This is a genomic window from Pedobacter borealis DSM 19626 (assembly GCF_000708285.2).
In the GTDB taxonomy this organism is placed as follows: domain Bacteria; phylum Bacteroidota; class Bacteroidia; order Sphingobacteriales; family Sphingobacteriaceae; genus Pedobacter; species Pedobacter borealis.
On record NZ_JAUG01000027.1, the window covers coordinates 17,992 to 32,236 of the forward strand.

Sequence of the window (14,245 nt, forward strand, 5' to 3'; positions counted from 1 at the left end):
TAGGTTAAAAATCGAGGTTTAAACCAAAAGCATATCTGCGTTGGTAAGGGTATGCCCAGGCACTTGGTCCTTGATTAACCGCTTCCGGGTCGATAAACTTCTTGATTGAAGAAAACTCATATAAGTTTTCTCCTGTAACAAATACACGAAGACGGTTTACATGGAATTTTTTGGTCCATTGAACCGGTAGCGTATAACCAAGCGATACATTTTTGATTCTCAGGTAAGCACCATTTAGCAAATATTTAGTTTGGGGAATATCTAAACCCGATCCATAATTGGCATCAGCAAGCCACGATTGCAATACTGGATATTGCGAATCGGTATTGGCATCAGCAAGTCCGGCAGCAATATATGAAGCAGAGTGTTTAGCTCTTTGTTCTGGCGAATCAGCTGCTCCACGGTAAAAATCAAGGTTCCAGGGGTAAACGTTAGCATATGGCTGTTGATAAGGACCCCAGAAAAGGTAGTGGTGAGGATAGAAATCTCTTTTTAATACGCCTTGCAAAAACACAGAAAGATCGAATCCACCCCAATCCATATTCAGGTTGGCACCAATGGTATAACGGTCAGAACTGTTTCCAATGATTTTTAAATCTTTTGGATCGTTAGCGCTCAGTCCTTTTTCTATTTTTTTGTTCCCGTCAAGATCTACATATTTTGGCCATCCCTCAATAATAGAAAGGGCACCCCATGGAATAATTGCAGATTCATCTAAAGCGGCAATTTCTGCCTTATTACGGAAAACCCCATCATTCTGTAAGCCCCAAATCTCCCCAAGAACTTGTCCTTCACGGTAATTTGAAAATAGGTTCTGATCATTTTTGAACTTGGTAATTTTGGCTTTAGAATCGGCCAGGAATACTTTTGCATCAAAGCTGAAAGGTTTTGAACCGAGATCAAACCTGTCTCTATAGGTTACCGAAAGTTCCCATCCTTTGGTGCGTAGATCGGCTGAATTCTGACGTGGTACACCGGTACCCAACACACCTGGCAGTTCTTGTCCTGCAGTAAGCATGCCTTTGGTATCGCGGATATAATAATCGAAAGTGAAAGACAGTTTATCATTCAACAGGCCAATATCGGTACCCATATTCAAGGTAGAAACCCTTTCCCATGTATAAGTTTGAGGATCAACGCTTAGTCCCGGAGCACCATTAATTACCTGGTTCTGCCCATTGCCACCAATTAAATAACCTGAAGTGCCTGGTACAAGAGATTGGATATAACCAAAATCGCCCACATTCTGGTTTCCAAGATCGCCATATGAGGTACGTAATTTGAAGGTAGATATTGCGGGTGAAAGTGATTTGAAGAAATCTTCACCACTCACTATCCAGGCAAGCGATGCCGAAGGGAAAAATCCCCAACGTCTGTCTATCGGGAAACGTGATGAACCATCATACCTTCCGGTAGCTTCCAGGATGTACCTGTTTTTGTAGGTGTAATTTAATCTCGAAAACGCACTATTGGTTGCATAAGCCGAATAGCCCGCACTGGCTGTAGCCGTACCGCTGGTAAGCGATAAATATGGCAGAGAAGAAGAAATAAGGATATCTTTACTTGCGTTTATAATAGAATAGTTATAATCTTCGCTATTAAAACCTACCATTGCACTGAAGAAATGATCGCCTAGCGTTTTTTTATACGTGCTATATATATTAAAGGCATTGTTATACAGGTAACCATTGTTCTCGGTTACTGAACCTGTTCCACCTTCTTCGCGGATATCGTTTGGGCCATAACCGATTTTATATTTTTTGCTATCGTTATGTGTTTTCCAAAGCTCGCGTTTAAAAGATGCATCAGCATTTACCTGAAGATCACCTTTTAAAAATAAGGCTGTAGCACTGGTAATATTCTGGAAACCGAACATGTTTTGGAGGTTGTTTCCGCCATCAACAAGTTTTGCAGCCAGTTTACCAGCAGCGGTATTTGCCCAGGTACCATCAGGGTTTTTAGCCACATCGGTAGGCATGAGGTAATACAGATCGGTAATGTTTCCATTTGGAAGTGCCCGTTTGGTTTGATAAATATTCAGGTTATTATCAACTTTAAGCCATGAAAGGGGAGAAAAGCCCACTTTTGACCTTAATCCATAACGGTCCCAGTAATCGGTAGTAAGTTTATTTAGTCCGTTATCTCTGCTGTAATCTGCTGAAAGGTAATAGGTTAATGGTTTTTCGTTTACGGCAGCTCCACCAGAAAAGGTAAGGGTATGGCTTTTAGATAAACTCGAATTATTGAAAAAGTAATTGTACCAATCGTTGCTGCCCATATAGGCCCATTTGGTAGGATCTGTTGGGTTTAACCGCGTATCGGCTATGGAAGGATTATCTGACCGTTCCTTTGCCCAGCGGTAATACTCATCGTTATAATTCACATAATCCCATGGGGTATTATCCGTAGAGGTTTCCAAAACCCTCGAAAAAATATAAGGATCGGTTACTGGTTTAGGTAATAAGGTCGGTTTTCCCCAAGATTGTGTGGTATTGTAGCTAATTACATTATTGCCTGCAGCACCTTGTTTAGTGGTAATCAAAATTACGCCAAATGCGGCACGTGCTCCATAAATAGCTGCCGATGCTGCATCGCGCAATATTGTAAATGAAGTGATATCAGATGGGGTTAAGCGCAACATATCGTCATTGCTGGTAGCAGGAATCCCATCAATAACAATTAATGGTGAGCCACCATTAATGGAAGTATATCCCCTGATGTTGATGTTGGGTACACTGCCCGGCGCACCACCTGCATAAGTGATATTCAACCCGGGACTGATACCTTGTAAACCCTGCAATACGTTGGTTACCGGTCTCGATTCGAGCTGCTTGCCAGAGATCTGATCAATTGCGCCGGCAACATTGATTTTTTTCTTGGTTCCAAACCCAACTACCACTATCTCATCGAGGTTGGCAAAGTCAGGGGATAGAGCAACATCGATTTTTGTTCTGCCAGCAACGGAAATTTCCTGCTGCTTGTAGCCGATGTAGGAAAAAATAAGAGTGGCATTAGGTTTTACACTGCTTAAGGTGTAAACACCACTACTGTTGGTAGCGATGTGCAGGTTTGTCCCTTTTACCGTAATGTTTACGGCAGGGAGCGTTTCGCCCGTCTTTGCATCAGTGACCACACCTTTAATGGCGATCCCCTGAGCAAAGCCACTAGCGGATAGGATCAACAGCGTGAACATCCAGAATAGCTTTTTTTTCATTTTTCTTATTATTTAGTTGTTTGATTTTGGAATGATAGGCACTTTTCAGCGGCGCTAAATTGAGCATATCATATTAAAGTTAAGTTAAGACTAAATTAATATATTAATTGAATGTTCATTCAATCTATTGAAAAAAATAAATTTGCAGAATACAACTACTTTTGATTAGTTTGCCTAATTAAATTAACTGCACGATGGGACGTAAAAGCCTAAAAGAGACAAGACGACTGGAAATTATTAAGGTATTTTACCAGGTGGCCAAGAAAGAGGGTTACGAAAATACCTCTATTGCGAAGATTGCAAAGGTGATGGATATTAACCCAAGCCTTATTATTCATTATTTTGAAACCAAAGAAGGACTTACTTATGAACTGATCGATCATATACTCGACCGGTATTTATTGATTTATACGATAAAGCACAAAGGGAAAGCAAAATTAGACGATTTGCAAGGCACTATTGAAATGCTGTTTTCTAAAAAATGGAACCTGCTTTTTGATGATGGATTGTTTTATACCTTTTATGCTTTGGCATTTAGAGAGAAAAAGATCAAATTGAAGTATAAACTTATTTTGGATGCCCTCCGCAATGGTCTAGCTTTAATGATTGAACAGTGCAACGAACAGGATATTACACATGTGGAGACCCCTCAGGTTACCGCTGATTTTATTTTTGTACTGGTTGATGGTGCATATTTTTACCTTTCAATGGAAAGCGATAAAAAAGCATATTTAGATCGTTTAGCGTATTATAAACAAAAGGCATATGATGCCCTTTCTATACCACCCCCTAAGGCTGTTTCTGCTCCCGTTTGCTAAATTGCCTGCTTAAAGCATACAAACCAATAGACATCCAGAGCACATTTGCCGCGGCATTTGGTAGATCGTGGGTGTCTAACGCAGTTATGGCTAAACATAAACCACCCAGTATGTTAAGTGCCTGAAAAGAGAGTGAATCGGCACGGATTAATTTCATGCTTAAAAAAAGATAGCCAAGCGTACAAAATAGCACTCCCGACCATCCGATAATTGACATCACTAAATTCATCATATTTATTGTTTGCTAGTAAAGCTATGAAATAATGTGATTACCTCTAAATCAATTAGCGGGCAAAAAATCACTTCCGTTTCTATTTTGATAACCTAAATAATTGCTAAACTAGAATTTGTTTGTGGAGTTACATATTTTATCCAGTACTGTGTATTTTAAACACAAACTGTTATATTTAGCTGAAACAAAAGTAAATATGGATTCAAACATGGTTACCCTCAGCGTGATCAATTACATTAATGATTATTATAACTCGCTTACAGATTTAAATAGCGACACAAATTCAAAAACTTTTACTAAGCTGAGTGAAATCAGGGAAAGAAATAAACGTCATATTACAGCGTTTTCCCAAATGTGAAATTTCGCGATAGCAAAACCAGCTACTTGCAGTAGGTAGTTTTAAGCATGAAGTTAAAGCGAAGATCGAAACATTATCGAAGAAAGAAATAGAAGATTATCTCGAAACTTTTAAAAAAGGCGCTAAAAAAATAGCCAGGTTTTATAGAAAGATCAGGGAATAACTGCGAAAATTCCCTGATACTGAGGTGATAAACTTGTTTTTGGTTATCTATATGGTTAGTATAAGTTTTCAATTTTTTGTGTCATGACAGCAGCAATCGATTCAATCGGCAACGACCATGTTCAAGGTGCATGCCCATGTGGTAAGGGTGATAAATCGGATATGGAAAGAATTCCACGGACATTTATGATGAAAACCCTGTTATTCTGGTTACCTATGAAACGTTATAGGTGTTACCGTTGCATGCGAAACCGCTGGGTACTAGGAAGAAAATCACATCAAATCGGCCAATAAAAATCTATTCGTGTAAAACCAGATTGCTTTTACTTATCAATGTGACGATAGGCAATACCCAATAGTATCACCTATCAACATCTTCTTATTTTATTGCACCAAATGCTGCAAAATAAGAGTTTTTATGCAGGATCTCGGTAACGCTAAACCCAACTTTTTGCAATAATGCCAATTGATAGTTTAAAGAACGTGGGGTATCTTCATATTCAATATAATCAAACACTTTCTGTTTATATGCTGCACCACCAAGTGCTTCCAGGTATGCCCCGTATTGATCTTGAAAAAGATTATCGATCAAAACGGAATCGTGTGCAATGAGGTCTGAAATCCAGATACTGCCTCCAGGTTTTAAAGCCTTGTAAACTTTGGTAAAAACAAGTTCCCAATCGGTATCGGTGCGCAAATGATGAAATGTTGCAGCAGCAAGTATAATATCGAAATGATTATCGGGTAAATTAAGGTTCCGCATATCGTTCTGTATAACAGTTACTGTTCCGGTAGTTTGTACCGATACCCTATCTCTTGCACGCGCCAACATCGGTAAACTCAAATCGTTAAGTGTGCAGTTAAGGTTTGGAATTTTACTGAGCATTTTTAACGTGTAATTGCCCGCACCACATCCAATATCCAACAGTTCTTTTGCATTTGGATTAATATATTTGGCTGCTCCGGTGCAAAGCTCCATGGTAAGTGGCGCATCGATGGTGGTTTGTTGTCCACTCTCTAAGTTCGAGAAACGTTCTACATCGTTATCAAACCTTGTTTTAATTTCTTCATTTGTTGCCTTGTGCGAATAATCTTCATTCATTGCTTTAATTTTTTTGTAAAGTTAGTGCTGTTGATCATATTTGTAAAATATCAATTTTTGCATATAACGATACCTATTAAGTATTATAAATATGGAACTCAGACATTTGTTGTATTTTAAAACTGTTGCAGAAGAACTTCATTTTACTAAAGCAGCAACCAAACTTTTTATCTCGCAGCCTCCTTTGAGCAGGCAGATTAAAGAACTTGAAGAAGAACTCCAAGTACAATTGTTTACCAGGAGTAATAAGCGGGTTGCATTAACAAATGCCGGAAAGTACTTTAAGGCTGAAGTGGATGCCATGTTTGCCAAACTGGAAGAGAGTAAAGAAGTGGTTCGTAAAATTCATGAAGGCGTTAGCGGCGAATTAAAGATTGGTTATATCAGTTCGGTTTACCAATCGCACCTGGCAGAAATTTTAAAATTAATGCACCAGGAATTCCCTTATCTGAAGACAAGTTTGTTCGAAGTGCCTACACTTGCTCAAATTAAAGAGCTCGAACATGGTGGTTTAGATGTGGGGATTTTAAGAGCACCGGTTTTATCGGAAAAATTGAAAGTAGAATCTTTGTTTTTTGATCCATTTGTGGTGGTTATTCCTTTAACAGACCAAAAAATTGATGCCAAGAACGGACTTGCCGATTTTTTGAAGAAAAGCCCGTTTATATTCTTTAATAAAGATTTTGCAACGCAGTATAACCAGAAACTTATGGAGATTTGCCAGCGGATGGGCTTTAGTCCCGATATTACCCACGAGGCCAACAATGTACATTCCATATTACAATTAGTAGAAGCAGGACTGGGGGTATCTATTTTGCCATTATCGTTAAAAAAGCAATATGCACAGTTGAAAGTATCTTTTATTGAATTTGATGCTATTCCGGTTAATACCGAAGTCGTATTGGCCTATAAGGAATCGAATAAAAATCCGGCATTAACCTGGTTTATTAAACACTATGCTGAGTTAAAAATCAATTGATTTTCAATAAGAGAAGCATAATGAAATCCAGTACCGTTAATCAATATACATTGATTAAAGACCGATGAGATTGAAAGAAAGGCTGTTCTCTGACGGGAGGCAGTCGTTTTTACAAATCTCAAAATCCTATAGTCACTCATTGGGCATTATTTTTCAAAAGAAACGGTCAACTGTCTTACTAGCGCAAGTCTTAGTAGCTAGGGCAATGTTGTTGGCTGACTTGTGCTTTAAAATTTTCTTAAGAGATTAATATATTGATTTGACTAAAGCACAAGTCAGGCCTTTGCTTGTGCTTGTGGCGCTAAGACTTGCGCTAGAATATGACCTTCAAAGTTCGGTTCTTTTTGGTCAGAATTTTTTTACTACGAGAGTGACATTTTTTTTTGATAACCAGTGGGTGCCGTTCCTGTCCATCGTTTAAATGCACTTACTTCATTGTAGCCAAGCGTGGTAGATATTTCTTTTATCTGAAGAGAATCATCTTTCAAATACATTAAGGCAAGGTTTTTACGGGCTTCATCAGTTAGCTGCTGAAAATTGATCTCCTCACTTTTTAGCTTACGCTGAAGTGTATGTGGACTGGGATTAAAGTTACATGCAATATCTTCCAGGGTAACCATTTTTAAATAGGAGTTAGACCATATGTAATTATAGATACGCTTTTTTAATGCCTGGTCGATACATACGTATTTTGCCAGAGGCCCTCTCCCAAAAGCAGAACTTGCTGGTGCTTTATTAATGCGTTGAAATGGTCTTCGATTACGCTCAGATTGACATACGAAATAATTTTGTTTAATTTTTAAACAGGCTCTAAGTAAACTTAAATAAATGCCGGACAGACTATTTCGTGCTGTCCGGCCTGTGATCTTTAATATTAAAAATAGATGAAAGCAACTGAATCTTCCTCTGGAAGAGGTATGGCGGAGCCAAAGTTGGTGTTCATCTTCAGCCTTCAGAAAATGGGTAGTAGCGGTAATGATAATCAATAGCAGGATAATGTTTTTCATCTAGTTGATTATTAGTTTTCGGTTACAATATTTCCGCTTGTTTTCAGCTTCTCATTGGGCTGGCTTCCACCAATCGATAATGTGATCTCGCCTTTTAGTGGAGCCCTTCAAAAGGAAAATATAAAAGCTATTTCTATTATCACTGTATTTCACCGTGCCGATTTAGAATTAATGCAATAAAAGCAAATAAGGTTTTTGAACAAGGATTGTCTAACCTCAAACCTATTGATGGTATGCTAGATCTGTATGAGGATGCTATCAGGTATAATTTCGAAGCAATGGTGAAAGGCAGTTCTGAGAAGAAACGGATAACCAAAATGGATGTGGAGGCACTAAACAATAAGATAGATAAAATAAGAGGGCTATTGATTAATGACCAAATCTCCCCTGAAGATTATGGTGTTATCAAAAAGCAGTTGGAAGAAAAGATCTACAATTTAAAGAAAAATCTAAATTCTTTTGATAAAAAACAGGATGATTTAAATAACCTTATCAAAAATTTATCGAACACCCTTTTAAACATTGAGAAAGCATATTTTGAGGCTGAAATAGCCCTGAAAAGTGAAATTATAGCAACAATTTTCCCCGAAAAATTAGTACATCATGAGGATGGTTGTCGAACACCTAGATTGAATGAAGATGTTGGGTTATTTGTCTGATTAACAGCGAGTCGCGTAAAATAAAAACGAGACAAACCGCTTAAAAACTGATTTGTCTCGTGAGGTGCTCCCGACGAGATTCGAACTCATATCGATGGTACCGGAAACCATAATTCTATCCATTGAACTACGGGAGCATAAGGCTGCAAATATAGAAAAATCAAAATCATTTCATTACAAAAACAAGTCTATTTTTAATCTGTAAGTTCATATCAAAATTAACTTCCTGCTGTTGAGATATTTTTTATGTTAAAAAATGATTAAATCATAAAGCAACGGGCTGCTTTATTGAGTTTATTCCCCTTTATTTTTAATTTAAGAAACCTTTCTGGCTAATTTTAAACCTACACCGTTGGCTTTTTAAGAAATAAAAATGCACCTTTGCGAACCGTTAATAGAGGTTTAGGCATGTAATAAATTAGATTGTATTTTATGGAAGAATTGGTTGTGGAAGAGATTCAGGAACTGCTTGAAAAAGAAAATGATAAGGCTTTAAAGCAATATCTCGATCAACTGAATATTTCGGATGTTGAAGAACTGATTGATGAACTTCCACAATATGCAGCCAAATTTATCGAAACCCTATCCCTTAACAGGGCGGTAAACGTTTTTCGGATTCTGGATTTTCCTACGCAAGAGCGTATCATTAAAAAACTTTCGGGCAATAAACTCAATCAGATTATCAAAGATCTGCCACCCGATGACCGTACAGCACTTTTTAGCGAGTTAAAAGGCGATGTGGTAAAAAAAATGATTACGCTTTTACCACCCGAAGAACGTAAAGAATCGCTTGCACTTTTAGGCTACAAAGAAGATAGTATTGGACGTTTAATGACACCCGATTACATCGCCGTAAAACCCGAATGGTCTATCACCAGGGTTTTGGCGCACATCAGGCGCTATGGAAAAAACTCCGAAACCATTGATGTAGTATATGTGATCGATAAAGAAGGAGTACTGTTGGATGATATTAGGATCCGTGAGGTTTTACTGGCCGATCCTGAAGCAATTATTGGCGAACTTACCGATAAACGTTTTATTGCCCTAAAAGCAAACGACCCTCAGGAAGATGCAATCAATATCTTCAGGATGAACAACCGTGTGGCTTTACCCGTAGTGGATGAAAATAACATTCTTTTAGGTATTGTTACCGTTGATGATATTTTGTGGATTGCAAATGAGGAATATACAGAAGATATGCACAAAATTGGGGGTACTGAGGCTTTGGATGAACCTTATCTCGATATCCCAATCCTAAAACTGGTTAAAAAACGTGCAGGATGGTTAATCGTACTCTTTTTAGGCGAAATGTTAACCGCAACAGCCATGCAACACTTCGAAATTGAACTTGAAAAAGCAGTAGTATTATCGCTTTTTATTCCATTGATTATGAGTAGCGGGGGTAACAGTGGTTCTCAGGCCTCAACATTAATTATTCAGGCTATGGCCTTAGGCGAAGTAACCATCGCTGAATGGTGGCGCGTGATGCGCCGGGAGCTCGTTTCGGGAGCCTTGCTGGGTATTATTTTAGGCACAATTGGTTTTATCCGCATTGTAACCTGGCAAGAGTTGCACCTTTACAACTATGGCCCGCATTGGTTTTTAATTGCGGCTACCATATTTTTTACCCTTGTTGGCATTGTATTATGGGGCAGTTTAATCGGTTCGATGATGCCAATTATTTTGAAAAAACTGAAACTCGATCCAGCAACCTCATCAGCACCATTTGTAGCTACTATGGTAGATGTTACCGGAATTGTAATCTATTTCAGTGTTGCCGTATTAATTTTAAAAGGCGTTTTACTCTAAATCTAAATCATGCAAAAGTAAAATTACCACACTTTTTACCGATATCGGTGGCGTTTTATTAACCAATGGCTGGGACAGGCATGCAAGAGACGAAGCTTCTGTGCTTTTTAACCTCGACTCTGTTGATCTCGAAGAACGCCATCACCTTACCTTCGATACCTATGAAGTGGGTAAATTAACGCTTGATGAATATTTGGAGCGTATCGTTTTCTTCGAAGAACGGAATTTTAGCTACGATGATTTTAAGGAGTTTATGTTCAAAAAATCACTTCCTTACCCCAAAATGATTCAGTTGATCTGCGATTTAAAAAAGAAATACAACCTTAAAGTAGCCGTAATCAGCAACGAAGGCAGAGAATTGAACCAATATCGCATCAATACTTTTAAACTGAACGAATTTGTCGATTTTTTCGTGTCATCTAGTTTTGTGCATTTCCGTAAACCCGATGCCGATATTTTTAAGGTAGCAATAGATATCTCGCAGAGCGATGTAGAAACGAGTTTATATATCGACGATCGGATGCTCTTCGTACAGGTTGCTGAAGGTTTAGGCTTAAAAGGCATTCATCATACCGATTACGAAGATACCAAGGTACAATTGGCCGCTTACGGGTTAGAGGTTTAATTTTGAAGTTATTTCCCGCAGATTTCGCTAATTCCCGCAGAATAATTTTTCGTGATGTCAGATGTTACCATCTGACATCCTGAAACTACTTTCAATGCAACTTTATTATTAAGTTGTCAAGTTGTCAACTTTCGATTAAATTAATGCTGTATGCCAATAGCTAAAATATTTTTTTTGAAAAGCAATGGCAGTAGATATTTTAAAGCTTGCTCCCGCTTTTCATTACAAGTCCTCGCTATTGCTGTGGGCTTTCCATTTTAATCGGGTTTAAATGGCAACTTAGCTGCTAATATTTTAGGCTGGGCGCAGTAATATAATTCCGTTTTTTTGTGCCTCAGTGGCTAAGATTTGAAGAAAGAGTTTGTAAAAATAATTATTTGTGGTTAATTAAGTGCTTCGATACGCTTCGACTCCGCTCAGCATGACAATGGTGTAGGTATCCGCACTTTCTGTGTCTCCTCCAGCGTTCGTCATCCTGAATTTATTTCAGGATCTTTCACGGTTGATGTTTAGCGTTGTTACCATTTGAGAAATATAAGTTCATTTAAGCTTACTGCTTCAAATGGCAGACTGGCTGCCACAAAGAAAAGGAAACAACGACCTTAATTATCTGTGTATACCTGTGGTTAATTAGGTGTTCCAACTCCGCTCAGCGTGACAATTGCATAAATTCCATTTAACTATGTTTTCATGATAGAGATCACTTATAATACTTGAAGAGTTGACAACTTTCTGTGCAACTGTGCCATTAAAGTTGTCAACTCTAATTTAAATAGATTCCGTGTCTCCCTGCCTGAATGACTATGCAGGTTTGGCAAAGACTTGAGAAAAGTGTAAATTAATCTGTATTATCTGTGGTTAATTAAGCACTTCAATACGCGCTTCGACTCCGCTCAGCGTGACAATCGAGTGGGTATCCGTGCTTTCTATGTCTCCGTGGCAAAAAAGTCTTCAAACAAAAAAAGCCACTCTTTCAAGTGGCTCTCTATCGTTATGCTTTTTTAAAGTCCCCTTTAGGGGATTTAGGGGTTATACATTAAATCTAAAGTGCATAATGTCGCCATCTTCCACTACATAGGTTTTTCCTTCAACACCCAATTTACCAGCATCTTTGCAGGCGTTTTCAGAACCTAAGGTTACGAAATCGTTGTATTTGATTACCTCAGCACGGATAAATCCTTTTTCGAAATCAGTGTGGATAACACCGGCAGCTTGTGGCGCTGTAAAACCTTTTGTAATAGTCCAGGCCCTAACTTCTTGTACACCAGCGGTAAAGTAAGTGTAAAGGTTTAATAATTTATAAGCCGCACGGATCAGTTTATTTACACCAGATTCAGTTAAGCCTAAATCGGCTAAAAACTCCTGACGCTCCTCGTAGCTGTCCAGTTCAGCAATTTCCGATTCAATTTTAGCAGAGATCACTAAAACTTCAGCATTTTCGTCAGCAACATTTGCTTTAACTAAATCAACATATTTATTGCCGTTAATTACCGATGCTTCATCAACATTACAAACATACATTACCGGTTTTTGCGTAAGCAAGCCTAAATCTTCAATAAAATCGAAATCATCTTGAGCCAACGCTGCAGTACGGATAGATTTGCCAGCTTCTAAATGTGCTTTAACCACCGTTAAAATTTCATAGGTACGTTTAGCATCTTTATCGCCACCTGTTTTAGCCATTTTTTCAACTTTTTGAATTCGTTTATCAACGGTATCCAAATCTTTAAGCTGTAGCTCAGTATCAATAATTTCACGATCACGGATCGGATCAACAGAACCATCCACGTGAATTACATTTCCGTCATCAAAACAACGTAGCACGTGAATAATTGCATTGGTAGCACGGATATTTCCTAAAAACTGGTTTCCCAGGCCTTCACCTTTCGATGCACCTTTTACCAAACCCGCAATATCTACAATCTCGATTGTATTCGGTTGTACTTTGTTTGGTTTAACCAACTCGGCCAGTTTGGTTAATCTATCGTCAGGTACGGTAATTACGCCAACATTGGGCTCAATAGTACAAAAGGGAAAGTTTGCAGCTTGCGCTTTTGCATTTGATAAACAGTTAAAAAGAGTCGATTTTCCAACATTTGGTAAACCAACTATACCACATTGTAATGCCATTATTTATTAGTCTTTATATCTTTAGTTTTTTGGCCATTGGTCCATAGTCTTATAGTCAATAGCCATTGTGTTTCGTTCTCAAGCTTTAGTTTTTTGGTCATCTTCCATCAACCATTTACCTTTTCCGCCTTCCGCCTTCCGCCTTCCGCCTTCCGCCTTCCGCCTTCCGCCTTCCGCCTAAAATTCCGCGCAAAGATAAGCTTTTAAAACCTTTATTTAAACCCTTGCTATTGTATCAAATCTATATTTTATCTAAGTTTAGCCCAAAATAGATAGAGATAAATGGAAGATTTTGAAAATGAAGTGCCCCAGGAAGTAAAATTGGTTGTTACCGAAGAAATGCGGAGCTATTTTTACGATATGAGTAAATGGGCAAGATTTTTATCAGTTGTGGGTTTTGTTATCTCGGCATTTTTAACCTTAGGTTCATTTGGAATAGGGGCTGCGGTAACGGCTAATCCAGGGATGCTTAATCAATTGGGGCCATTGGGCGGTATTGGCGCCACAGGTATCACCATATTTTACCTGCTGTTGGCTTTGTTCTTTTTTTACCCAAGTTTATTGCTGCTGCGCTTTTCTGCCAAAGTTAAACAAGGGGTTTTGTTCGGCGATCAGGAAAATTTAAATGATGCCATTGCTCATGTAAAATCGCTCTTTAAATTTTGGGGTGTAATTACCATCGTATTAATAGCCAGTTATTTTCTTTTGCTGTTGGCAGTACTCGCAGGCGGAGGCATAAAATAAAATATTACGCACACGAAAAAGCCTCTCAATTTTTAAAATCAGGAGGCTTTTTTATTGAAATTATAATTACTTAAAAAGTAAAATCGTCGCTTGCTTTAGTGCTATGTTCTCCATTTTCAGAATATTCATAACGTTTTTCAACCACATCTTGGTGAGTTTTGATGTAATCAACAGTTTCATTTAGTCCTTCAGCAAATTTTTCGAAATCTTCTTTGTATAAAAAGATTTTATGTTTTACAAACACACCGTCTTCTAATCTTTTCTTACTCTCGGTAACTGTTAAATAATAATCACCCGATCTAGTAGCCTTCACGTCGAAGAAATAAGTTCTCTTACCTGCTCTTACTTTCTTTGAAAAAACTTCTTCTCTTTCCTTGTTGTCGAATTCTCCCATGGTTGGTATTGA

General features: G+C 38.2%; 12 protein-coding genes and 1 tRNA gene. 6 read left to right on the forward strand and 7 right to left on the reverse strand.

What is annotated here, in order from left to right:
• Positions 1–4: 4 nt before the first annotated feature.
• On the reverse strand, positions 5–3,214 hold the full coding sequence (locus AW17_RS09835) for a SusC/RagA family TonB-linked outer membrane protein (protein WP_029275964.1): 3,210 nt from the start codon (positions 3,212–3,214) through the stop codon (positions 5–7).
• 194 nt (positions 3,215–3,408) lie between these two features.
• Between AW17_RS09835 and AW17_RS09840 the strand changes: the two genes are divergently transcribed.
• On the forward strand, positions 3,409–4,032 hold the full coding sequence (locus tag AW17_RS09840; RefSeq protein ID WP_029275965.1) for a TetR family transcriptional regulator: 624 nt from the start codon (positions 3,409–3,411) through the stop codon (positions 4,030–4,032).
• Here the strand turns inward: AW17_RS09840 and AW17_RS09845 are convergent.
• The gene (locus tag AW17_RS09845) at positions 4,004–4,264 is read right to left on the reverse strand and encodes a CBU_0592 family membrane protein (protein WP_157280255.1); all 261 of its coding nucleotides are present in this window, start codon (positions 4,262–4,264) and stop codon (positions 4,004–4,006) included. The genes AW17_RS09840 and AW17_RS09845 overlap by 29 nt on opposite strands.
• A gap of 899 nt (positions 4,265–5,163) precedes the next feature.
• A complete protein-coding gene (locus AW17_RS09860) occupies positions 5,164–5,886 on the reverse strand; it encodes a class I SAM-dependent methyltransferase (protein WP_029275969.1) in 723 nt (240 codons plus the stop codon).
• Positions 5,887–5,977: 91 nt separating this feature from the next.
• On the opposite strand from AW17_RS09860, the gene AW17_RS09865 reads away from it, so the two are divergent.
• On the forward strand, positions 5,978–6,865 hold the full coding sequence (locus AW17_RS09865) for a LysR family transcriptional regulator (protein ID WP_036669561.1): 888 nt from the start codon (positions 5,978–5,980) through the stop codon (positions 6,863–6,865).
• Between the two features lie 362 nt (positions 6,866–7,227).
• Here the strand turns inward: AW17_RS09865 and AW17_RS09870 are convergent, their stop codons facing one another.
• Positions 7,228–7,872: a helix-turn-helix domain-containing protein gene (locus AW17_RS09870; protein ID WP_029275971.1), complete on the reverse strand. Its 645-nt coding sequence runs from the start codon at positions 7,870–7,872 to the stop codon at positions 7,228–7,230.
• 278 nt (positions 7,873–8,150) lie between these two features.
• On the opposite strand from AW17_RS09870, the gene AW17_RS09875 reads away from it, so the two are divergent.
• Complete coding sequence (locus AW17_RS09875; RefSeq protein ID WP_157280256.1) at positions 8,151–8,531, forward strand: hypothetical protein; 381 nt, start codon at positions 8,151–8,153, stop codon at positions 8,529–8,531.
• Between the two features lie 65 nt (positions 8,532–8,596).
• On the opposite strand, the gene AW17_RS09880 is transcribed toward AW17_RS09875, so the two are convergent.
• A tRNA-Arg gene (locus AW17_RS09880) sits at positions 8,597–8,668 on the reverse strand.
• Positions 8,669–8,963: 295 nt separating this feature from the next.
• Here AW17_RS09880 and mgtE point away from each other — a divergent pair.
• Both mgtE and AW17_RS09890 read left to right on the forward strand, forming a co-directional pair.
• A complete protein-coding gene (mgtE, locus tag AW17_RS09885) occupies positions 8,964–10,340 on the forward strand; it encodes a magnesium transporter (protein WP_029275973.1) in 1,377 nt (458 codons plus the stop codon).
• Between the two features lie 43 nt (positions 10,341–10,383).
• Positions 10,384–10,965, forward strand: a complete 582-nt coding sequence (locus AW17_RS09890; RefSeq protein ID WP_342421707.1) for an HAD hydrolase-like protein — start codon at positions 10,384–10,386, stop codon at positions 10,963–10,965.
• 1,029 nt (positions 10,966–11,994) lie between these two features.
• Here AW17_RS09890 and ychF read toward each other — a convergent pair.
• Positions 11,995–13,095, reverse strand: a complete 1,101-nt coding sequence (gene ychF / locus AW17_RS09895) for a redox-regulated ATPase YchF (RefSeq protein ID WP_029275975.1) — start codon at positions 13,093–13,095, stop codon at positions 11,995–11,997.
• 282 nt (positions 13,096–13,377) lie between these two features.
• Between ychF and AW17_RS09900 the strand changes: the two genes are divergently transcribed.
• Positions 13,378–13,839 carry a hypothetical protein gene (locus AW17_RS09900; RefSeq protein ID WP_029275976.1) on the forward strand — a complete coding sequence of 154 codons (462 nt, stop codon included), beginning with the start codon at positions 13,378–13,380 and terminating at the stop codon, positions 13,837–13,839.
• A 70-nt stretch (positions 13,840–13,909) separates the two neighbouring features.
• Here AW17_RS09900 and AW17_RS09905 read toward each other — a convergent pair whose 3' ends face one another.
• A complete protein-coding gene (locus AW17_RS09905) occupies positions 13,910–14,233 on the reverse strand; it encodes a DUF3276 family protein (protein WP_029275977.1) in 324 nt (107 codons plus the stop codon).
• Positions 14,234–14,245: the final 12 nt, after the last annotated feature.